We start from the raw sequence: 20,465 nt of genomic DNA, 5'->3' as shown, positions 1-20,465 counted from the left end.
CCATTCGCCAGGGTGCGCCCGATCTGCGCCGAGTCCCAAAGCAGCATGCACAGGAGACGACACGCCTGTAAATGCTGGTTATCCAGCAGAACCGGCGGGACGGGGCGCTATAGGTCGACCTTCACCTTGCCGGCCTGCACCAGCCCGGCCACGTTGCGTATTTCGGCCAGGAGCGCCTGTTGCAATTGCGCCGGGGTGCCGCCCGTGGGCTGGAATCCCTGTTCGGCCAGCTTGGCGCGGACGGTTTCGGTCTGCAGCGCGAGGTTGACGCCCCGGTTCAGCGCCGCGATGGCCGCCTCCGGGGTGCCCGCGGCGCAGTAGGTGCCGAACTGGATCTGCGCGGAGAAGCCGGGGTAGCCGCTTTCGGCCACCGTGGGGAGGTCCGGGTACTTGGGCAGGCGTTCCGGGCTGGTCACGGCCAGCACGCGCAGCCGCCCGCCCTGCAAATAGGGCTCGACCGCCGCCACGGTGGCGAGCACCAACTGGATCTGTCCGCCCAGCAGGTCCGTCATCATCGGTCCCGTGCCGCGATACGGCACGTGCAGCAGCTCGACGCCGCAAGCCGCCTGGAGCTGCTCGGTGGCCAGATGCTGCGGGGTGGCGTTGCCAGGGGTGCCGAAGGTCAGGCCCTTGGGGTCGCGCTTGGCCTGGGCGACGAGTTCGCCCAGGGTCCGGGCCGGCAGGTCGGCATTGACCGCCACCATGTAGGGCGAACGCGCGATCGGGCAGACCGGCGCCAGTTGCTTCAGCACGTCTTCGGGCGGACGGGCGTAGTAGCGCACCGAAGGCACCAGGCCCGCGAACAGCAGCAGGCTGCCGTCCTTGGGGCCGTTGGCGGTGTAGTCGGCGCCCAGCATGCCGCTGGCGCCGGGCTTGTTCTCGACGACGACCGGCCGTTCCAGCGCGCCTTCCAGCGTCGCCGCGATGACCCGGCCCAGCACGTCCGTGCCGCCGCCCGGCGGGAACGGCACGATGACGCGCAAGGGGGCTTCGCGCGCGCCGGCGGCGCGGCCCAGCGTGGCGCCGGCCGGCGCGACGGCCAGGGCCGCCAGGTGCTTCAGGAGGGTTCTGCGATTCATCATGTTGTATGTCTCCGTTTCCACGTTGCCTGTGCCGCCGGTCGTCCCTAGGAAATGGACGATCCGGCGGTCCCCGGCAGAAAAAATCCGTGCAGGGCCGATGCCACGACCGCGGGCGCCTCCACCGGCAGCATATGCCGCTGGCCGGGCACCACGCGCGCCTGGCCGCGGGGCAGGGCGGCGGCCAGCTCGCGCGTCATGCGCGGGGTCGATCCGACGTCTTCTTCGCCCGTCATCACCAGCGCGGGGCAGGCGATGCCGGGGGCGGCCTGCGCCAGGACCGGGTCGCCCAGCGCGAAGATGCGGTAGGCGGCCAGGAAGTGAGGCGGGTTGTTGCGCAGCAGGCGCTGTCCGATGCTGGCGACCCGCTCCGGGCGCCGCGCCTGGAAGCCGGGCGTGAACCAGCGCGCGAGCGATACCTGGGCGGCGGCCTCGGGATCCTGGGTCGCGGCGGCGTCCAGGCGCGCCAGCACGGCGCGCGCTTCGTCGGGGCTGCGCCGGAACACCGTGCTGAGCAGCGCCAGCCGGGTGACCCGCTGCGGCCGGGCGGCGGCGTAGGCCCCCGCGATCAGGCCGCCCATGGAATAGCCCAGCACGTTGGCGCTGTGCCAGCCGGCGCGGGCCAGCTCGGCGTCCAATTGGCCGATGAAGTCCTGCATCGTGACGGTTTCGTCTATGCCGGGGGCGTTGCCGTGGCCCAGCAGGTCGTAGCGCAGCACGTCGAAATGCGGTTCCAGCAGCGGCGCCAGGTCGTCCCACAAGGTGTGGTCCAGGCCGACGCCGTGCAACAGCACCAGCGGCTCGCCGCGGCCGGATCGGCGGAAGTTCGCGCTCATTTCGCCTGGGCCTCGCGCTCGAGTTCCTGCAGGTCGGAATAGCGGTTGCCGATGCGGTGATGCGGACGCCCGGAGGTGGCGGCGCCCAGCGCGACCACGATTTCGTCCGGCGCGGGGGCGTCGTTGATGGTCGTCTGCACGGTCAGGTAGTGGGAACGCAGGCCTTCGTCGTGCTTGTGCATCAGGGGCACCGAAATCACGCAGCCCGGTCCGCCGCGCATATTGGTGAAACTGAGGTAGCTGGTGCCGCCGACGGCGTTGCGGTAGGCGTTGCCGAAGCGCAGCGTGTGGATCAGCGCGGACGCGTGCTCCACTTCGCCGGCCGTGCCCACCACCGCGGCCTTGCCGTAGGCTTCGATCCGGTCGGCGGACCCCGCCTGGCGCAGGATCTCCTCGACCAGCAGCGCGCCCAGCGGGGGCGCGGCCTCCAGGATCCGCGGCCGCAGGTCTTCCTGGAAAGGCAGGCCGGCCCACGGATTGCGGATCACGGCGGCGGCCACGATCATCTCCAGCGGCCGCTCGGCCGCGCGGCCTCCCTCGATCAGGGTTTTCTCGACATAACTGACTACCTTGCGCACTTGCAGGGACATTTTCGCGGCTCCACGACTTGTTGGATGAAAGACGGGGCCATTGTTGGATGCGCGGTGTAATTTTGACAATCCAAATTAACGCAAGTTAATTTCAGGAAATCCGAATTTAAATGCCGTCCCTGCCATGCCGCCGCCCCTGAAGATCCAGCACCTGCGCCAGTTCCTGCTAGCCGCCGACCACGGCAGTTTCCGGCTGGCGGCCGAAGGCACTTTCCGTTCGCAGGCGGCCGTGTCGGCCGCCATGCAGGACCTGGAGCAGCAGCTTGGAGCGCCGCTCTTCGAACCCGGCAAGCGGGCGCAGCTCACGCCGCTGGGCGCTTCCGTGGCGCCCCTGTTCCGCGAACTGCTGGCCACCCACGACCGGGTGCTGGACGCGGCGCGCCAGTTCGGCCTGGGCAGCCAGGGGCCGGTGTCGCTGGCGGTCATGCCGTCGCTTGCCGACGAGTGGCTGCCGCGGCTGCTGGAACGCTACGCGCGCAGCCATCCCGCGATCCGCATCCGCGCCATCGACGAGCCCTCGCAGGACGTGCACCGGCTGGTGCTGAGCGGCGAAGTGCAGGTGGGCGTGGCCGGGCAGGTGCCGCGCACGGCGGAGGTCGCCTTCGCGCCCGTGGCGCGCGACGCCTTCGGCCTGGTCTGCCGCAAGAGCCATCCGCTGGCGCGGCGGCGGGGGCCGGTGCCCTGGTCGGCGCTGGCCGGCGAGCGCCTGATCGGCAACGCCACCTTCGACACGCTGCGGAACCGGCAATTGGGCAGCGCGATCGACGATCCGTTCATGGTGGTGTCCAACCGCGCGTCGCTGCTGGCCAGCGTGGTGAGCGGCCTGGGCGTGACCGTGCTGCCGGTGCTGGCGCGGCCGGCGGCCAGCACTGGCCTGGCCTTCGTGCCCCTGGCCGGACCCACGGTGGAGCGCATCGTCGGCGTCCTGAGCCGCAAGGAGGAAACGCTGCTGCCGTCGGTGGCGGCCATGCATGCGCTGGCGCTGCGGTCGCTGGCCCAGTTCACGCGCCGCAAGGGCGCGGAACTTGTGTAGCGGCCGTTTCAGACGCCGCAGGCATACATCATGAACTGGCGGAACGCCTCGGCCGGTTTCGCGATGGCCGCGCGGGGATGCCAGAGCAGGCCCGCCTCCATGGGCGGAACGGCGTCGACGATGGGCACGGCTTCGATCTTCCGGCCTTCCAGCGACCAGGGACGGTAGACCATGTCCGACAGCATCGTGACGCCGAAGCCGTGCGCGACTAGCCCGCGCAGCGCCTCCATCGAACGCGTCCGGAACGCGATGTCGGGCCGCAGGCCATGGGCCTGCCAGTAGGCCAGCGCGGAGCGTTCCCCTTCGTCCATTTCCAGCAGGATGTAGGGATACCGCGCGACGTCGGCCAGCGACGGGGGAGAGGACGCCTGCAGCAGCGGATGGCCGGACGCCGTCCATAGCTGGCGCCGGGACCGCACCAGCACGTGGTGCCCGAAGCGCTCGCGATGCTCCACGTTGGACAGCAGCGCGACCCCCAGTTCGACGTCGCCGCTGGCCACGGCCGCCTCGATGTCGGGGCGGTCCAGGTCGACCAGGTCCAGCACCACGTCGGGATAGCGCCGGCGGAAGCGCGCCAGCAGGTCGGGCAGGAAGTAGCCCAGCACCGTGTAGGACGCCGCGATCCGCACCGATCCGCGCAGCGCATAGCGCTGGAAGCCGGGCTCGCGCAGGGCATCTTCCAGGGAGTCGAGCACGTCGCGGGTGCGCTGGTGGAAATTGTGCCCTTCGGGTGTCAGCGTGACGCCGTGCGGATGGCGGTCGAACAGGCGCACGCCCAACTGGGCTTCCAGCGCCAGCACGGCATTGGTGATGGCGGATTGCGAGACGTGCTCGTCGGCGGCGGCCATGGAGAACCGGCCCGTGCGGGCGGCGGCCGCGAAGTAGCGGAGCTGGCGCAAGGTGACATCGTTAGCCATCTGTTTATCGAATACCAGATACACGAATATATGAATATACGATAACCAGCGCCATTCCTACACTGCGGAAAACATCAAAACCTGGAACGCAGGAGACAAGCGTGAACGCCTCACTCTCTACCGGCGCGGCCGATACCCATGGCCTGACGCTGGACGACAAGTACACCCGGACCCACGGGCGCATCTACCTGAGCGGTACGCAGGCCCTGGTGCGGCTGCCCCTGATGCAAAAACAGCGCGACCGCGAGGCGGGCCTGAATACCGGCGGCTACATCTCGGGCTACCGCGGATCGCCGTTGGGCGGGCTGGACCAGGCACTGTGGAAGGCCAAGCGGCATCTGCAATCGCACGACGTCGTGTTCCAGCCGGGGGTGAACGAGGACCTGGCGGCCACGGCCGTGTGGGGCTCGCAGCAACTGAACCTGTTTCCGGGGGCGACGCGCGACGGCGTGTTCGGCATGTGGTACGGCAAGGGGCCCGGCGTGGACCGGTCGGTGGACGTGCTCAAGCACGCCAATTCCGCCGGCACTTCGGCGCACGGCGGCGTGCTGATGCTGGCGGGCGACGATCACGCCGCGAAGTCCTCGTCGGTGGCGCACCAGTCCGAACACGTGCTGATCGCCAGCGGCATCCCGGTGCTGTATCCGTCCAACGTGCAGGAGTACCTGGACTACGGGCTGCACGGCTGGGCCATGAGCCGCTACACCGGTCTGTGGGTGGCCATGAAATGCGTGACCGACGTGGTGGAATCCAGCGCGTCGGTGGACGTGGATCCGGAGCGGCTGCGCATCGTGCTGCCGCAGGATCCGTTGCCCGAAGGCGGCCTGAACATCCGCTGGCCGGATTCGCCGCTGGCGCAGGAGGCGCGGCTGCTGGACCACAAATGGTACGCGGCGCTGGCCTACGTGCGGGCCAACAAACTGAACCGGGTCGTGCTGGATTCGCCGCGCGCGCACTTCGGCATCATGACGGCCGGCAAGGCCTATCTCGACGTGCGCCAGGCCTTGAACGACCTGGGCCTGGACGAGGCCGCCTGCCGCGAGGCGGGCATACGCGTACTGAAGGTGGGCTGTATCTGGCCGCTGGACGCCCAGGACGCGCGCGAGTTCGCGACGGGGCTGAAGGAAATCCTGGTGGTCGAGGAAAAGCGCCAGATCCTGGAATACGCGCTGAAGGAGGAACTCTACAACTGGCGCGACGACGTGCGGCCGCGCGTCTACGGCAAGTTCGACGAGCGCGAGCACGGCGGCGGGGAATGGTCTACGCCGCGCGGCGGCTGGCTGTTGCCGGCGCGCCATGAGCTGTCGCCGGCGCTGATCGCGCGGGCGATCGCCGCGCGCCTGGACAAAGCTGGCCTGTCCGAGGCGCTGCGCGCGCGCATCGCGGCGCGGCTCGCGGTCATCGACGCCAAGGAGCGCGAGGCCGCCCGGCCCACGCTGGTGGAGGAGCGCAAGCCCTGGTTCTGCTCGGGCTGTCCGCACAATACGTCCACGCGCGTGCCCGAGGGGTCGCGCGCGGTGGCCGGCATTGGCTGCCACTACATGGCGATGTGGATGGACCGCAAGACCGACACTTTCAGCCAGATGGGCGGGGAAGGCGTCGCCTGGCTGGGCCAGAAGGATTTCACGTCCGAACGGCACATTTTCGCCAACCTGGGAGACGGCACCTATTTCCATTCGGGGCTGCTGGCGATCCGCGCGGCGGTCGCGGCGCGCGCGTCCATCACGTACAAGATCCTCTACAACGACGCGGTCGCGATGACCGGCGGGCAGCCGGTGGACGGCGTGCTGACCGTGCCGCAGATCGCCGCGCAGATGCAGGCGGAGGGCGTGGCGAAGACCGTGGTGGTGACCGACGAGCCGGAGAAGTACGCCGGCGCGGGCGCCTTGCCGGGGACAGTCGAGGTGCATCACCGCGCGGCGCTGGACGAGGTGCAGCGCGCGCTGCGCGACATCGCGGGCACGACGGTGCTTATCTACGACCAGACCTGCGCCACCGAGAAACGCCGCCGCCGCAAGCGCGGCGACTATCCCGATCCGCCACGCCGGGCGTTCATCAACGAAGCCGTCTGCGAGGGTTGCGGCGATTGCTCCGTGAAGTCCAACTGCCTGTCCGTCGAGCCGCTGGATACGCCGATGGGCACCAAGCGCCGCATCAACCAGTCGTCCTGCAACAAGGATTTTTCCTGTGTCGAGGGATTCTGTCCCAGCTTCGTGACGGCCGAAGGCGCCGTCCTGCGCAAGCCCGGCGCGGCCGCGGGGGCGCCGGCACTGCCCGAGGCGCCGCTGCCCGCCCGCGCGGATATTCCCGCGGGCGCGGCGTACCGCGTGGTGATCGCGGGCGTGGGAGGAACGGGCGTCGTGACCGTCGGCGCGCTGCTGGGCGCGGCCGCGCATATCGAAGGCAAGGGGGTGACCGTGCTGGACATGGCGGGTCTGGCGCAGAAGGGCGGCGCCGTGCTCAGTCACGTGCAGTTGGCCAATCGTCCCGAAGACCTGCACGCCACGCGCGTGGCGCTGGGCGAGGCGGACCTGGTCATCGGCTGCGACGCGCTGGTGTCGGCGTCGCCGGAGGTCCTCTCGCGGCTGCGGCCGGACCGCGGCCGGGCCGTGGTGAACAGCACGGCGGCGCCGACCGCGGCGTTCCTGTCGCAGCCGGGCTGGCGCTTTCCCGGCGCCCAGGCCGAGGCCGCGCTGGCGCGGAGCACGGGCGGCAATTGCGGCTTCATCGAAGCCGGGCCCCTGGCCGAGGCGCTGCTGGGCGACAGCATCTACGCCAATCCGCTGCTGCTGGGCTATGCCTGGCAGCAGGGCGGGCTGCCGCTATCGCGGGACAGCCTGCGGCGCGCGATCGAATTGAACGGCGTGGCGGTGGAAAAGAACCTGGCCGCCTTCGAACTCGGCCGCCAGGCGGCGCACCTGGGCGCCGACGCGCTCAGGCCAGCGCCCAGGGCCCAGGTGCTGGCGCTGCCCGAATCCCTGGACGGCAGGATCAGGCGTTTGGCCGAGCACCTGCGGGCCTACCAGGACGAGGCCTACGCGGCGCGATTCGTGGCCGCCGTGCAGGCCGTGCGCGCCCGCGAGGCCCTGCTGGCCGACCCGGGCGGCTTCGAGGTGACGCTCTCGGTCGCCCGTAACCTGGCCAGGCTCATGGCCTACAAGGACGAATACGAAGTGGCCCGCCTGTACGTGGATCCGGCATTCAAGGCCCGGCTGCGCGAGCAATTCGAAGGCGAGCCCGGGCGCGACTACCGCTTGCGCTATTACCTGGCGCCGCCCGCGATCGCGCGGCGCGACGCGCGGGGCCGCCCGCTCAAGCGCGCCTTCGGCCCGTGGATGGCGCGGGTATTCCACCTGCTTGCGCCCATGAAGCGGGTGCGCGGGACCTGGCTGGACGTCTTCGGAAAGACCGCCGAGCGCCGTATGGAAAGGCAGTTGGCCTCCGATTACCTCGCACTGGCGGAGGAATTCTCGCGGACACTGGATGCCGGCAACCGCGACGCGGCGCTGGCGCTGGCGGCGCTGCCGGACGACATCCGCGGCTATGGCCACGTCAAGGAGCAGGGCGTGGAACGGGCGCGCTCGCGCGAAGCCGCGTTGTGGGAACGCTACCGGAAGCGGGCGCGGGAGTCCCTGGCGGCCTGAGGCGCGGGCGTGGTGTACGATCCCCGGCGTTAGGGGGCGCCGCCGCGCCCCGGCCTGCCCGACCATGGAAAACCTCCTACGCAAACTCGATCTGACTTCGCTGCGGCTGTTCGTCGCGGTGTGCCAGGAGAACAGCATCGCGCGGGCCGCCGAGCGCGAATTCATCGCGCCCTCCGCCGTCAGCCGGCGGATCGCCGAGATGGAATCGCTGGTGGGTCTGGCGCTGATCGAACGCCATACCCGCGGCGTGAGCGTGACGCCGGCGGGGCAGACGGTACTGCGCCATGCGCGGCGCATCATCGGCGACGTCGAGGCCATGGGGGCGGAACTCTCGCGGCTGTACGCCGGCGTGAAGGGCCACGTGCGGCTGGTGGCGAACCTGTCGGCCATCGTGCAGTTCCTGCCCGAGGACGTCGCGGCGTTCCAGCGCCTGTTTCCCGAAGTGGATATCGACCTGGAAGAGCAGCACAGCCCGGACGTGCTGCGCCTGGTCCGAGAACGCGCCGCGGATTTCGGGATCTGCAATCGCATCCCCGGCGCGCAGGGCGTGGAGCAGCTTCCCTACCGCCGCGACCGGCTGGCGGTCATGCTGCCGGCCCGGCATCCCAAGGCGGCAGCCCGGCAACTGAGCCTGCATGACATCGCGGGCGAGACCTTCGTGGGCCTGCGCGAGAACAGCGCGCTGACGCAGTTGCTGGCGGCGCAGGCGGCGGCGCTGGGCGCCACGCTGTCGATCAAGATCCGCGTGGCGAGCCTGGATGCGCTATGCCGCATGACCCACGCGGGCCTGGGCATCGCGGTCATGCCGCAACAGGTGGCCGAGCTGTACCTGCAATCGCTGGACGTGGTCGTGCGGCCCTTGTCCGACGAGTGGGCGCAGCGCCAGCTCTGCATCGTCTTCCAGGACCAGAGCCAGTTGTCCGCCACGGCCGCCACGCTGGTCAAGTTCCTGGCGCAGCAAGGCTGACGCCATCTCGGTTCGCGATGGCCGCCGTGCCAAGAGGACACTTCGGCGATCGGCGGCATCTCCTTATAGTCGAAGCGCGTCATGCGACGGGACGGGGCAACGAGACCCCGCTGCGCTTCACAAGGAGACAACATGAATCCCCCCAATCGATTCCTCGCGGGCTGTATGCTCGCGCTCAGCATCCTGGGCCCCGGCGGCCAGGCGTTCGCGGCGGACTACCCGGACCGTCCGATCCGCCTGATCGTGCCGACCTCGCCCGGCTCCACCGCGGACGTGGTGGCGCGCGTGGTGGCCGAGAACCTGGGCAAGACGCTGGCCCAGCCGCTCATCGTGGAGAACCTGGCCGGCGCGGCGGGCATTCCCGGCACCCGGCAACTGGTGGCGGCCAGACCCGACGGCTACACGCTGGCCATCGTGTCATCCAATCACGCCATCAATCCCAGTCTGTACAAGAGCATGCCGTACGATTCGGTGAAGGACGTCACGCCCATTTCGGTCATCGGCACGACGCCGCTGGCGATGGTGGCGGCGGAGGATTCGCCGTACCGCAGCATCGGCGAGCTGCTGGCAGCCGCGCGGGCGCAACCGGGCAAGATCAACTACGGTTCGTCGGGCAGCGGCAGCGTGCTGCACCTGGCGGGCGAACTGCTGAAATCCAGGGCCGGCGTCGACATGATGCACATCCCCTACCGGGGCGGCAACGCCCTGATAACGGACGTCATGTCCGGCCAGATCCAGGTGGCGTTCCTGGCGGTGCCTTCCGTGCTTGCGCAGGTGCAGGCGGGAAAGCTGCGCGCGCTGGCCGTCAGCACGCCCGAACGCGTCGCCGCGCTGCCCGGCGTTCCGACCCTGGACGAGTCCGGGGTGAAAGGCTATTCGTATGACGCCTGGATCGCGCTGATCGGGCCGGCGGGGCTGCCGGCGGGCGTCGTCCAGCGGCTGCAGGCGGCCACGCAGCAGACCATGCGGGATCCGGCCGTCCTGAAGACGCTGGCCCCGCAGGGCTTCGTGGCGCAGGGCAGCAGCACCGAGGTCGCGGTCCGGACGCTGGCCGATGAAATCTCCAAGAGCCAGGCCCTGGTCAAGGCCGCGGCGGTCACTCCTGAATAGCGCCGGGCGATATGGCTACCTATGTACTCGACGGGCCGGCCCGGCTGCTGTTCCTGTCGCGCGATCCGGCGCGGGTGACGGCGCAACTGGCGGGGACGGCCCTGGCGCCGGAGCAGGCGGGACCGCTGCGCGACGACATTTCCACCGACGAAATCACGCCGGTTCCGATCCTGACCCATTTCGACGAGCAATTGGGCCGCTATCCCTACACCGGCCTGCGGGCCGGCGATGCGCTGCCGATCGGGGTGGATGCGATCAAGCGGGCGGGCGTGAACGTCGTCGTGGGCGGAAAGCGCTATGGCAAGGGCTCTTCGCGCGAGCACAGCCCCATGGCGGAGAAGTCCGCTGGAGTCCGCCTGGTCATCGCGGAAAGCTTCGAGCGCATCTATCGGCAGAACGCCGACAACATCGGCCTGTACACCAGCACCGATATGGGCCTGGCGGAACGCCTGCGGCAGGGCGCCGCCATCACGGTGGACGAGATCGTCGCGGACCGCGACGCCCTTGCCGCCGCCATCGTCAGGGCGGGGGGGCTGCTGGCCTTCGGCCAGGCGCGGCTCGGCGGCGTCGAGCCGCAGCCCGCCGCCGAAGACGCCGCGCCACGCACCCTGTTCGAGAAAATAATCCTGCGCCACCTGCTGCGCACGGCCGTGACGCCGGCCGCGCCCGAGCCGGGAGACGGCGTCTTCATCCGCGCGGACTGGCGCTTCATCCATGAGTACTACACCGGCATGGCGGCCCATATGCTGCATGCCCGCTTTGGGAGGCCGCTGCGCCTGGTCGACCGCGAGCGCATCGTGGTCTTCGAGGACCATACCTCCTACGTGGATGAAAGCCCCAATCACGTGCGGGCCGGCATCGTTCCCAACGTGCTCGCCATGTGCCGGGCGCAGCGCGGCTTCGTCGAAGCCTACGGCTTGCGTCAGCACCGCACGCTGACCGAGACCGAGGCCGCCCGGGATGCCGGCGGCAACGTCGCCGGTATTTCCCACGCCATGATGGCGGAGCGCTACGCGCTGCCGGGCCAGGTGGTGGTGGGGACGGATTCGCATACCCCGCACAGCGGCGCGCTGGGCTGCGTGGCGTTCGGCGTGGGCACGACCGACATGGCCAATGCCTTCGTCACCGGCGCGGTGCGCTTGACGGTGCCCGCGTCGTTGCGGGTCGAGCTGGCGGGGGTGCTGCCGCCGGGCGTGACGGCCAAGGACGTCGTGCTGCATTTGCTGGCGCTGCCGGAAATCCGGTCGGGCGCGGGCGTGGGCAAGGTGTTCGAGTTCACGGGGGAGGCGGTGGCGGCCCTGTCCATCGATGAACGCGCGACGCTGACCAACATGACCGCCGAGCTGGGCGGGCTGACCGGAATCGTGGCGCCGGACGCCGAGACCGCGCGCTTCCTGCGCGAACGGCGCGGCGTGGACGCGGCGATCGAACCGTGGATGCGCAGCGACCCTGGCGCCGCCTACGCCGCGACGCTGCGGGTGGACTGCGGCGCCTTGTCGCCGTTGGTCGCGGCGCCGGGCGATCCGGGCAACGGCGTGCCTCTGGCCGCGCTGCGGGAACGTCCCCGCGTCGACATCGCGTACGGCGGATCCTGCACCGCCGGCAAGCGCGAAGATTTCGACCACTATCACGAGGTGCTGGCCTGGGCGGTGGAGCGCGGGCTGAGCATTCCGCCTGGCGTCGCCCTGTACCTGCAATACGGCACTACCGCCGTCCGGGACTACTGCGTGGCGCGAGGCTACGACCGGACCTTCGCGGCGGCCGGCGCGCGCATCCTGCAACCTTCCTGCGGCGCCTGCGCCAATTGCGGGCCGGGATCGTCCGTCGATGCCGGGCAGGTGACGGTCAGCGCCATCAACCGGAATTTCCCCGGGCGCTCGGGCCCCGGCAGCGTCTGGCTGGCCAGTCCGCCCACCGTCATGGCCAGCGCCCTGGCGGGCGAGTTGACCTCGTTCGCGGAGTTGCAGGCGCGCCACGCGCCCTGAGTCAGCCCGCCGCCGGCCCGCCCGGCGCGTCGGTGTGGCGGCGGGACAGCAGCACGACGCCATCGGTGTCGGCGTACAGCCAGTCCCCGCTGCGGATCTCGACGCCGTGGATCAGCACGCGCGTTCCCGCGGCCGCCTGCGCCATGTTGCGCGGGCGGTTGGGCATCGTGCCCAGGGCGTGGATTCCCAACGGCATGCGCGCCAGCGCCTGGGTGTCGCGCGCGTAGCCATTGAGCAGCACGCCGCTCCAGCCGTTCTGCACGCCCATGGCGGCCATGCGGTCGCCCAGCACGGCATGCGCGGCGTTGCCCAGCGCGTCCACAGCCAGCACCCGGCCCTGTCCGGGTTCCGCCAGCAAGCCCGCCAGCGACAACGCGCCGTCCGCGTCCGGCGAGGGCACCGCCACCACCTGGCCGAAATACCAGGGCCTGCCGCCATATGGGCGGAACACGGGCGGCAGCACGCGCAGCCCCCAGGCGGGATCGTCCATGCGGCTGTCGCACAGATCGGCGGTGCTCCAGGTGACGTCGGGCGCGTTGCGGTAGCTGGGCGAGGTGAAGGTCTGGGTCATCGGTAGGCGGCGGGTTCGAGGACGGGGGAACTGGACGTTCATATTGCCATGCCTGGCATGTCATTAGGGATTCCCGCCACTTTGCGCCGGATGAAACCCTGCTTAAGCAATTCTCAATTGGCATTCTCCGGCGCTTGGGTCAGAGTTGCGCATCATGGAAAACGGCCGCCAGACGCCGTTTCCGGCCGCGCGCAGAGCGCGGCCGACGCGAGCCCCGCACACAGAAGCCACCCTGCCTTTTGCACGCCAGCGGCGAACCCGGGAGACACCGGGCGCCGGCTGATCGGCCGCGGCCGCCCGGCTGCGGTTTCCCTGTTGGTTCGAGGAGACGACAATGAGCAAGCGTTGGAAAGCGCTGATGGGCGCGGCGGCGGTCATGGCGGGAGGCTGGGCCCACGCGGCCGATGCGCCGCCGGATATCAAGTTGATGCAGTTGTCCGTCGGCAAGATCGAGTTGGACAAGGGGTTCATGACCGCCATGGTCGACGTGGGCACGAAGATCAAGATTCCCGTGCCTGCCTACGTGATCCAGCACCCTCGCGGACTGGTGCTGTTCGACACCGGCATGAACCAGGCCACGGCCGACGGCAACTGCGCCAACTACTGGGGCCAAGGCCTGTGCGGGGCGTTCAACTCCATCCAGGGGCGCGACGAAGTGGTCGACCGCCAGCTCAAGGCCGCGGGCTTCGACGTGAGCGACGTGAAGTATGTGGTCTATTCGCATTTCCACCTGGACCACGCCGGCAACATCAAGATGTTCCCCAAGGCGCGCCATGTCGTGCAGAAGGCGGAACTGCGCGCGGCCTGGTGGCCGGAAAAGTTCCAGCGCGCGGCCTACGTCATGAAGGACTTCGACACCACGCGGGACTATGACTTCATCCAGGTGGAGGGCGACTTCGACCTCTTCGGCGACGGCAGCATCGTGCTGCTGGACACCAAGGGCCACACGCAAGGCCACCAGTCCCTGCAGGTCAAGCTGAAGAACACCGGCACGGTGCTGCTGGCGGCGGACGCCATCTACACGGGCGAGAACGAGGCGGGCGTCATTCCGGGCATCACCTGGAACACGGCCGCGTCCATGCTGGCCATCGACCGCCTGAAGCAGATCCGCGACGCGCGCCAGGGCCAGCTTTGGTACAGCCACGACGCGGAGCAGCACGCGCAGAACGCCAAGACCAAAGTCTTCGACTGAGGGCGCGCCATGCAGTCGGCAGTCGCCTTGCATGAAGTCAGCAAGTCGTTCGGGCCGCGCCAGGTCCTGCACTCCCTGAGCCTTTCGGTGAGGCCGGGCGAGATCGTGGGCCTGCTGGGCCCGAACGGCAGCGGCAAGACCACCACCTTGCGCCTGATGGCGGGCTTCCATGCGCCCGACAGCGGCCGCATCACGATCCGCGGCCGTCCGCCGGCCGCGGGGCGTGGCAACGCAGATATCGGCTACCTGCCCGAGCGGGCGCCGCTGTACGACGCGCTGACGGTATCGCAGTACCTGGAATTCGTCGCCGGCGTGAAGGTTGCCGGCGGCGCCCGGGCCCGGCGACAGGCCATCGAACGGGCCATCGACGGGTTCGACCTGCAAGGCGTGGCCCGCACCGCCATCGGCCGCTTGTCCAAGGGGCAGCGGCAGCGCGTGGGCCTGGCGCAGGCCGTGCTGAACGATCCGCCGGTCCTGCTGCTGGACGAGGCCACCAACGGGCTGGACCCCGTGCAGATCGTCGAGGCGCGCGCGATGATCCGGCGCTGCGCGCAAGGGCGCGCAGTGGTGTTCAGCAGCCATCTGATGCAGGAGGTGGAGGCCCTGTGCACGCGCATCGCGATCCTGCGGCAGGGCCGGCTGGTCGAAGATGCCTTGCTGGGCGAGGCGCCGGCGGCCCTGCAACTGAGCCTGGCATTGCCGCAGGCGCGCCACGCTGACTTGCGCGCCGCCCTGTCCGCCTGCCCGGGCGTCAAGGGCGTCGACGCCGAGGCCGTGGACGCCATGCACAGCAAGTGGCGCATCGGCTGGGACAACCCGGCGGGCGGCGGGGCGACTTGCGACGCGGTGCTGCGCATCGTGCTCGCGCACGCGGAACTGCGCGCGGTGCTGTCGATGCAGGACGCCGTCGAGGCCCGGCTCCTGGCCGCGCTGGCGTCCGACGACGCGCCATTGCGGAGGCGCGCATGAGGGGTTTCTTCGCCCTGTATCGAAAGGAATTGCGCGCCGATTTCGGATCGCCCGTTGCGCTCGCGGTGGTGGCCGTGTTCTGGGCCCTGTCGGGCTACCTGTTCAGTTTCAACCTGTTCTTCGTCAGCACGGGACAGATGGTGACCGCCTTCCACAATATGACGATCCTGCTGATTTTGGTGATGCCGCTGGTCAGCATGCGGGCCTTCGCCGAAGAGGCGAGGCAGGGGACGCTGGAATTGCTGCTGACCCTGCCGCTGCCGGATTTCTCGCTGGTGGCGGCCAAGTACGCGGCCGGGCTCACCGTGCTGGCGCTGATGCTCGCGGGCACGGCGTCGGCGGTGCTGCCGCTGGCCTGGTACGGGCAGCCCGACTACGGACCCATAGCGGGCGGCTACATCGGCGTGTTTCTCTACGGCGCCCTGTTCCTGGCCATCGGCATCGCGGTTTCCAGCGCCTGCGCCAACCAGATCGTGGCGGCCAGCGCCACCTGGGGCATCCTGGTGCTGCTGTGGTTCATCGACTACCCGGCGGCGCTGGACGCTTTCCCGGCGTTGTCGCCGTTCTTCCAGGCGCTGTCGCTGTCGGCGCAGCACGTGGATTTCATCCGCGGCGTGCTGCCCGGTCCGGCCACGGTCACGCTCGCCAGCCTGACGGTCCTGGCGCTGATGGTGGCCGCCGTCAACCTGAAGCGCTGGAGGCTGCGATGAACCGCCATGCCGCGCGCCGCGCCGGCCAGCGCCTGGCGCTGTGGCTTCCCGTCATGGCCATGGCGGCGCTGCTGCTGGCGCTGAACCTATGGGCGGCGCGCAACCTGGGCCGGCTCGATCTCACGGCCCAGCGCCTGTACAGCCTGGCGCCCGAGAGTATCGAGGTGGCGCGCCAGATCGACCGGCCGGTCGAGGTGACCTGGTTCTACGACCTGCGCAACAAGAGCATGGTCGACGCGCTGGAACTGCTACGCCAGTACGAGCGGGCCAATCCGCTGATCCGCGTCCGCGGCGTGGATCCCGCGCTGCGTCCGGCCGAGGCGCGGGAGGCGGGCATCCAGTTCGCCGGCAGCGCCGTGCTGGCGTCCGAGGCCCGCCGGATGACGATCAATGGCGGCACCGAGACCGATTTCACCAACGCGCTGATCCGCATCGGCCAGCGCGGCGCGCAGACTGTGTGCTTCACGCAGGGCCATCGCGAAGCCGCGCTCGACAGCCTGACCTCGCTGGACGACCAGGAAGAGCACGATGGCGACGAAAACCTCGTCGCCCGTGTGGAGGTGCATGAGCAGCACGGCATGGCGATGGCGCGCAACGCCCTGCAAACCCTGGGCTTCGCTACCCGCGGCGTGAACGCGGGCAGCCTGGCGCAGGCGCTGCCGCAATGCGCGGTGGTGGTGGCGGCCGGCCCGCGCACGCCCTTCGGCGATGGCGACGCGCAGGCGCTGCGGGACTGGACCCTGGCGGGCGGCAAGGCCCTGCTGCTGCTCGAACCGGACGCGCCGCACGGCCTGGACGCGCTGTTGGGCGATTTCGGGATTGCCCGCCCGCCGGGCGCGTTGGCGGATCCCGCCAGCCACTACCGCAACGATCCCGGCAGTCCGGCCGTCAGCGACTACACGCGCCACAAAATGACGCGGGGCCTGCCCCAGAGCTTCTTCCCCGGTGCCGCCGGCCTGGAACCGGCAGGCGACAGCCTGCCCCGGGGCGTGGCCGTGACGCCGCTGGCGCAGACTTCGGACCAGGCGCTGCTGCCCGGCCGGCCCGCCGCGCGCTATGCGCTGATGGTCCTGGCCACGCGCAACGCGCAGGCCGCCGGTGCGGACGGTTCGGCGCGCCCCGCGCTGCTGGTGGCGGGCGACAGCGATTTCGCCACCAACCGCCATTTCGCCACGCTGGGCAATGGCGCCCTGTTCACCAACGCGATATCGCTGCTGGCGGGCGAGGACGCGCTGTTGGCGATCCGACCCCGCCATTACGAGAGCCGCAAGGTGGAGCTGACCAACCGCCAGATGCGCGCCGTCTTCTGGACCAGCACAGTGGCCTTGCCGCTGCTGGCGCTGATGGCCGGGCTGCTGATCTGGTGGAGGCGCCGGTGAACGCCGCCCGCGCCGGATGGTCGCTGCTGCTGGCGGCGGGCATCGGCCTGTCGCTGTGGCAATGGCGCGAGGCGGCCGAGCCACCGGGCCGCCATGGCGGCCATACCCATCTGCACGATGACTCCGGCAAGCCTGCGCGGCTTTATGCGTGGGACTCGGCCGCGGCGGCCCAGGTGATCCTGGCCGCGCCGGACGCCACCCTGCGGATGGACCGGGACGCCCGCGGCTGGACGGCGACGCCACCCGGGGCGGGCAGGGGATTCGACGCGGGGGAATTCGTGGCGCTGTTTTCGCAGGCCCGCAGCGACCGCGTGCTGGCGCCGCAGCCGGACCAGCCCTATGGCCTGGCGCCGCCGCGGCTGCGCATCGATGTGCGCGACGCGGCCGGGGCCACGCTGGCGAGCCTGGACGTCGGCGCGCTTGCGCCGGATGGACTAGGCCGTTATGTGCAGGTGCCCGGCGAGCCGCAGATCCGGATCGTCCCCGCTTACCAGACCCGCGCGCCGCTGGCGGCGATGGGACGGGAAGGCCCTTGATGCGGCGCCTCTCTATCGCTCGCGAAACCTGGCTTGCGCAAAGATAAATAGTCGCTGAACAGGCGCATACCTATACTTCAAATCCATTAACAGACAGGTTCCGTCCGTCCCTCAACGGCCCGCGGAACGTGTCGGATAAGCGCCTTCCAGTCCGTCCCGCGATACGCCGCGGGCGGGTGCGGCAAGGTTGACAACGAGACATGGGCGCGCCGCGCGCGCGCCGGGGCGACAGCCCGCAGCGCAAGGCTCGCGATTCCCGTTGCCTAGGCAACGGTTGCGCGGGCGCGGCGGGTGCCCAGCGTAATGGGAGAAAACGCTTGACCTTGGATCTACTGCCTCTCGCCTTGGTGGACGGCGTGGCATACGCCAGTCTTCTGTTCCTAGTATCGATGGGGTTAACCCTGGTGTTCGGCGTGATGGGCATCCTGAACGTCGCCCACGGCGCCTTCTATGCGTTCGGGGGATATGCGGCCGCCAGCTTCGTCATGTTCCTGGCGCCCAAGACGGATTCGTCCGTCCTGCTGTTCGCCGCGCTGTTCGTGGCTGCCGTCGCGGTGGGGCTCGCGCTGGGTAGCATCATGGAATTCCTGCTGATCCGGCGCGCCCAGAACTACGACCCCATCCTGAAACTGCTGCTCACCTTCGGCGGTTTCCTCATGCTGGAGGATATCCAGCGCATGCTGTGGGGCGCGCAGCCCTACAGCGCCAGCGAGGTCGTCAACCGTCTGGGCAACATCGAGATCGGCGACATCACCTACACCACGTACCAGTTGGTGGTGGTGCCGGTGACGGCGCTGCTGGCCTACGTCTGCCTGGAGTTCTTCCTGCGCCATACCAAGCTGGGCAAGCAGACGGTAGCCACCACGCACAACCGCGAGGTCGCCACGTCGCTGGGCATCAACGCCAAGAAGATCGGCTACGTCACCTTCGTCATCGCCACGATGTTGGGAGCGCTGGGCGGCGCCATGGCCGCGCCGACCACGTCGCTGGTGCCGGGCGCGGGAACGGACATGACTGTACTGTCGTTCGCGGTGGTGGCCACCGCCGGCCTGGGCCAGATCACCGGCGCGCTCATCGCCTCGCTGCTGATCGGCGTCATCCGCGCCATCGCCGTCTACGCGGCGCCCGAACTGGAAGTGGCGGTGCCGTACATCATCATGGTGCTGGTGCTGATCATCCGGCCGCACGGCTTGTTCACCGTGGCCCAAGCGAGGACGATCTGATGAAAGTGCCCGCACTCAGCCTGCTGGCCGCGCTGGCCACGCTGGTCCTCGGCTACACCTATTCCTGGACCATCACGCCCATCGTCATCGGCCTGACCTACGCCATCGCCGCGCTGGGCGTGTCGGTGATGGCCCGCGCGGGACAGATCTCGTTCGGCCATGCGATGTACTCGTGCATCTCGGCCTACACCGTGGCCTTCCTCGCCCGCGCCATGCCGGGCACGGATGCGCTGGCGCTGATCCTGGCCGGCGTGCTGGCCAGTTTCCTGGCCGCGGTCGTGATCGGCCTGTTCGTGGTGCGCTACCGGGGCATTTTCTTCGGCATGCTCAACCTGGCGCTGAGCATGGTGCTGTTCGCGCTGCTGGGCAAGCTCTATACGTTGACCGGCGGCTCCGACGGACTGCGCATCGTGCGTCCGGCCATGGCGGGCTTCGCCATGGAGCGGGAATCCTTCGAGCGCGCGTTGCTGGTGTTGACGCTGGTCCTGTCGCTGGCGCTGGCCTGGTGGGTGCAGCGCTATTTCCGGTCGGGCAGCGGCCAGGCCCTGTCCGCGATCAAGACCAACGAAACGCGCCTCGAATACCTGGGTTTCTCCGCCTATTTCATCATGTGGAAGGGCTATCTGCTGTCCGCCGTCGTGGTGGGCTTTTCGGGCGCCATCCTGGCGCTGATGCAGGGGCTGGTCACGCCCGAGATCGGATCGTGGCTGCGTTCGGGCGAATTCGTCTTCATCACCATCCTGGGCGGGGCGGGCCATGCGGCCGGCGCGTTCCTGGGCGCGGTGGGATTCGAATCCGTCAAGCTGGTGTCGGCCGCCTATTTCCCCGGCCTGTGGCAGTTCCTGCTGGGCCTGACGCTGATCCTGGTGATCTTCATGTTCCCCACCGGCTTCGTCGGCCAGATCATGAAGCGCGCCGCGGCGCAAAGGCGTGAGCAAGCCCGGGCGGAATCCCCGGTGCGCATCCCGGTGAGGAATTGACGATGAAGCCGCTCATCAAGACGACAGACCTGTACCTGGCCTTCGGCGGCGTGGTGGCCGCCGACAACATCGATTTCGAACTGCACGAAGGCGAGCGCCTGGCGGTGATCGGGCAGAACGGCGCGGGCAAGACCACCTTCATCAACATCTGCACGGGTTATCTCGCGCCGTCCAAGGGCAAGGTCTATTTCGACGGCCGCGACGTCACGGCGATGGCGCCTCGTAAGATCGTGCGCCTGGGGCTGGGCCGCTCGTTCCAGTTGCCGCAACTGTTCACCGAACATACCGTGCGCCAGTGCGTGCAGATCGCCGCCGCGCGGCGCAACAAGGAACTGAGCTGGTTCCGTCCGCTGGAAAGCACCATCGACGCGAAAGAGGTCGACGCCACGCTGGACCTGGTGGGGCTGCTGCCGGAAGCGGACGAACTGTCCATCGGGTTGCCGGAGGGCAAGCGCAAGCTGCTGGACGTGGCGATGGCGCTGGCCCTGCGGCCCAAGCTGCTGATCATGGACGAACCCACCAGCGGCGTGGCCTCGGAAGACAAGTTCGGCCTGATGGAAACCGTCATGCACGCCCTGGACGAACGCCGCGTGACAAGCTGGTTCGTCGAGCACGACGTGGACATCGTGTCGCGCTACGCCACGCGCGTCGCCGCCTGGATCGCGGGCAAGGTGGCCGCCGACGGCACGCCCGAAGAAGTCTTGAACAACGCGCAGATCAAAAGCGAAGTGCTGGGGGCCTGAA

At 69.4% G+C, this 20,465-nt stretch carries 18 protein-coding genes; 13 read left to right on the top strand and 5 right to left on the bottom strand.

Annotated elements, in window-relative coordinates:
- Positions 1–107 precede the first annotated feature (107 nt).
- The 3 genes from WHX56_RS00440 to WHX56_RS00430 are packed head-to-tail and all read right to left on the bottom strand — an operon-like array spanning position 108 to position 2,505.
- Entirely contained in the window at positions 108–1,082 is a 975-nt protein-coding gene (locus WHX56_RS00440; protein WP_244234987.1) for a Bug family tripartite tricarboxylate transporter substrate binding protein, read from the bottom strand.
- 44 nt (positions 1,083–1,126) lie between these two features.
- Complete coding sequence (locus WHX56_RS00435) at positions 1,127–1,915, bottom strand: alpha/beta fold hydrolase (RefSeq protein ID WP_338879911.1); 789 nt, start codon at positions 1,913–1,915, stop codon at positions 1,127–1,129.
- Positions 1,912–2,505 (bottom strand): amino acid synthesis family protein, encoded by a 594-nt coding sequence (locus tag WHX56_RS00430; RefSeq protein WP_338879910.1) that lies wholly within the window; start codon positions 2,503–2,505, stop codon positions 1,912–1,914. Before WHX56_RS00430 ends, WHX56_RS00435 begins: the two co-directional genes overlap by 4 nt.
- Positions 2,506–2,629: 124 nt before the next feature.
- Between WHX56_RS00430 and WHX56_RS00425 the strand changes: the two genes are divergently transcribed.
- Positions 2,630–3,538 (top strand): LysR family transcriptional regulator, encoded by a 909-nt coding sequence (locus WHX56_RS00425; protein ID WP_129240077.1) that lies wholly within the window; start codon positions 2,630–2,632, stop codon positions 3,536–3,538.
- 8 nt (positions 3,539–3,546) lie between these two features.
- On the opposite strand, the gene WHX56_RS00420 is transcribed toward WHX56_RS00425, so the two are convergent.
- Positions 3,547–4,455 carry a LysR family transcriptional regulator gene (locus tag WHX56_RS00420; protein ID WP_129240076.1) on the bottom strand — a complete coding sequence of 303 codons (909 nt, stop codon included), beginning with the start codon at positions 4,453–4,455 and terminating at the stop codon, positions 3,547–3,549.
- Positions 4,456–4,556: 101 nt separating this feature from the next.
- Between WHX56_RS00420 and WHX56_RS00415 the strand changes: the two genes are divergently transcribed.
- The 4 genes from WHX56_RS00415 (at position 4,557) to WHX56_RS00400 (ending at position 12,161) form a co-directional block, all read left to right on the top strand.
- Positions 4,557–8,099, top strand: coding sequence for an indolepyruvate ferredoxin oxidoreductase family protein (locus WHX56_RS00415; protein WP_338879909.1), 3,543 nt, complete (start codon positions 4,557–4,559; stop codon positions 8,097–8,099).
- Positions 8,100–8,163: 64 nt separating this feature from the next.
- Positions 8,164–9,066 (top strand): LysR substrate-binding domain-containing protein, encoded by a 903-nt coding sequence (locus WHX56_RS00410; RefSeq protein ID WP_338879908.1) that lies wholly within the window; start codon positions 8,164–8,166, stop codon positions 9,064–9,066.
- 132 nt (positions 9,067–9,198) lie between these two features.
- Positions 9,199–10,176, top strand: a complete 978-nt coding sequence (locus tag WHX56_RS00405) for a tripartite tricarboxylate transporter substrate binding protein (protein WP_338879907.1) — start codon at positions 9,199–9,201, stop codon at positions 10,174–10,176.
- Between the two features lie 11 nt (positions 10,177–10,187).
- Positions 10,188–12,161, top strand: a complete 1,974-nt coding sequence (locus WHX56_RS00400) for an aconitase family protein (RefSeq protein ID WP_338879906.1) — start codon at positions 10,188–10,190, stop codon at positions 12,159–12,161.
- A 1-nt stretch (position 12,162) separates the two neighbouring features.
- Here the strand turns inward: WHX56_RS00400 and WHX56_RS00395 are convergent, their stop codons facing one another.
- On the bottom strand, positions 12,163–12,732 hold the full coding sequence (locus WHX56_RS00395; RefSeq protein WP_338879905.1) for a ribonuclease: 570 nt from the start codon (positions 12,730–12,732) through the stop codon (positions 12,163–12,165).
- Between the two features lie 334 nt (positions 12,733–13,066).
- Between WHX56_RS00395 and WHX56_RS00390 the strand changes: the two genes are divergently transcribed.
- The 8 genes from WHX56_RS00390 (at position 13,067) to WHX56_RS00355 (ending at position 20,464) form a co-directional block, all read left to right on the top strand.
- Positions 13,067–13,924 carry an N-acyl homoserine lactonase family protein gene (locus tag WHX56_RS00390; protein WP_338879904.1) on the top strand — a complete coding sequence of 286 codons (858 nt, stop codon included), beginning with the start codon at positions 13,067–13,069 and terminating at the stop codon, positions 13,922–13,924.
- 9 nt (positions 13,925–13,933) lie between these two features.
- Positions 13,934–14,893, top strand: a complete 960-nt coding sequence (locus WHX56_RS00385) for an ABC transporter ATP-binding protein (protein ID WP_338879903.1) — start codon at positions 13,934–13,936, stop codon at positions 14,891–14,893.
- Positions 14,890–15,603, top strand: a complete 714-nt coding sequence (locus WHX56_RS00380; RefSeq protein ID WP_338879902.1) for an ABC transporter permease — start codon at positions 14,890–14,892, stop codon at positions 15,601–15,603. The genes WHX56_RS00385 and WHX56_RS00380 overlap by 4 nt, the downstream gene beginning before the upstream one ends.
- The gene (locus WHX56_RS00375; RefSeq protein WP_338879901.1) at positions 15,600–16,982 is read left to right on the top strand and encodes a GldG family protein; all 1,383 of its coding nucleotides are present in this window, start codon (positions 15,600–15,602) and stop codon (positions 16,980–16,982) included. The genes WHX56_RS00380 and WHX56_RS00375 overlap by 4 nt, the downstream gene beginning before the upstream one ends.
- The gene (locus WHX56_RS00370) at positions 16,979–17,518 is read left to right on the top strand and encodes a DUF4340 domain-containing protein (RefSeq protein ID WP_338879900.1); all 540 of its coding nucleotides are present in this window, start codon (positions 16,979–16,981) and stop codon (positions 17,516–17,518) included. Before WHX56_RS00375 ends, WHX56_RS00370 begins: the two co-directional genes overlap by 4 nt.
- A 317-nt stretch (positions 17,519–17,835) precedes the next feature.
- Positions 17,836–18,741, top strand: a complete 906-nt coding sequence (locus tag WHX56_RS00365; protein WP_338879899.1) for a branched-chain amino acid ABC transporter permease — start codon at positions 17,836–17,838, stop codon at positions 18,739–18,741.
- A complete protein-coding gene (locus WHX56_RS00360) occupies positions 18,741–19,721 on the top strand; it encodes a branched-chain amino acid ABC transporter permease (RefSeq protein ID WP_338879898.1) in 981 nt (326 codons plus the stop codon). Before WHX56_RS00365 ends, WHX56_RS00360 begins: the two co-directional genes overlap by 1 nt.
- Before the next feature lie 2 nt (positions 19,722–19,723).
- A complete protein-coding gene (locus WHX56_RS00355) occupies positions 19,724–20,464 on the top strand; it encodes an ABC transporter ATP-binding protein (RefSeq protein WP_338879897.1) in 741 nt (246 codons plus the stop codon).
- Position 20,465 lies beyond the last annotated feature (1 nt).

This window comes from Achromobacter veterisilvae (assembly GCF_037619525.1).
Classification (GTDB): Bacteria; Pseudomonadota; Gammaproteobacteria; order Burkholderiales; family Burkholderiaceae_B; genus Achromobacter; species Achromobacter veterisilvae.
Note: the sequence above shows the minus strand (reverse complement) of the source record. Positions and strands in the feature narration are given on the sequence as shown.

What these genes read in the sequence shown, in the direction of transcription:
- WHX56_RS00390 (WP_338879904.1), top strand. Translation starts at nt 13,067, where the DNA reads ATGAGCAAGCGTTGGAAAGCGCTGATGGGCGCGGCGGCGGTCATGGCG.
- WHX56_RS00425 (WP_129240077.1), top strand. Translation starts at nt 2,630, where the DNA reads ATGCCGCCGCCCCTGAAGATCCAGCACCTGCGCCAGTTCCTGCTAGCC.
- WHX56_RS00405 (WP_338879907.1), top strand. Translation starts at nt 9,199, where the DNA reads ATGAATCCCCCCAATCGATTCCTCGCGGGCTGTATGCTCGCGCTCAGC.
- WHX56_RS00395 (WP_338879905.1), bottom strand. Translation starts at nt 12,732, where the DNA reads ATGACCCAGACCTTCACCTCGCCCAGCTACCGCAACGCGCCCGACGTC.
- WHX56_RS00435 (WP_338879911.1), bottom strand. Translation starts at nt 1,915, where the DNA reads ATGAGCGCGAACTTCCGCCGATCCGGCCGCGGCGAGCCGCTGGTGCTG.
- WHX56_RS00385 (WP_338879903.1), top strand. Translation starts at nt 13,934, where the DNA reads ATGCAGTCGGCAGTCGCCTTGCATGAAGTCAGCAAGTCGTTCGGGCCG.
- WHX56_RS00355 (WP_338879897.1), top strand. Translation starts at nt 19,724, where the DNA reads ATGAAGCCGCTCATCAAGACGACAGACCTGTACCTGGCCTTCGGCGGC.
- WHX56_RS00360 (WP_338879898.1), top strand. Translation starts at nt 18,741, where the DNA reads ATGAAAGTGCCCGCACTCAGCCTGCTGGCCGCGCTGGCCACGCTGGTC.
- WHX56_RS00440 (WP_244234987.1), bottom strand. Translation starts at nt 1,082, where the DNA reads ATGATGAATCGCAGAACCCTCCTGAAGCACCTGGCGGCCCTGGCCGTC.
- WHX56_RS00420 (WP_129240076.1), bottom strand. Translation starts at nt 4,455, where the DNA reads ATGGCTAACGATGTCACCTTGCGCCAGCTCCGCTACTTCGCGGCCGCC.
- WHX56_RS00375 (WP_338879901.1), top strand. Translation starts at nt 15,600, where the DNA reads ATGAACCGCCATGCCGCGCGCCGCGCCGGCCAGCGCCTGGCGCTGTGG.
- WHX56_RS00430 (WP_338879910.1), bottom strand. Translation starts at nt 2,505, where the DNA reads ATGTCCCTGCAAGTGCGCAAGGTAGTCAGTTATGTCGAGAAAACCCTG.
- WHX56_RS00410 (WP_338879908.1), top strand. Translation starts at nt 8,164, where the DNA reads ATGGAAAACCTCCTACGCAAACTCGATCTGACTTCGCTGCGGCTGTTC.
- WHX56_RS00380 (WP_338879902.1), top strand. Translation starts at nt 14,890, where the DNA reads ATGAGGGGTTTCTTCGCCCTGTATCGAAAGGAATTGCGCGCCGATTTC.
- WHX56_RS00400 (WP_338879906.1), top strand. Translation starts at nt 10,188, where the DNA reads ATGGCTACCTATGTACTCGACGGGCCGGCCCGGCTGCTGTTCCTGTCG.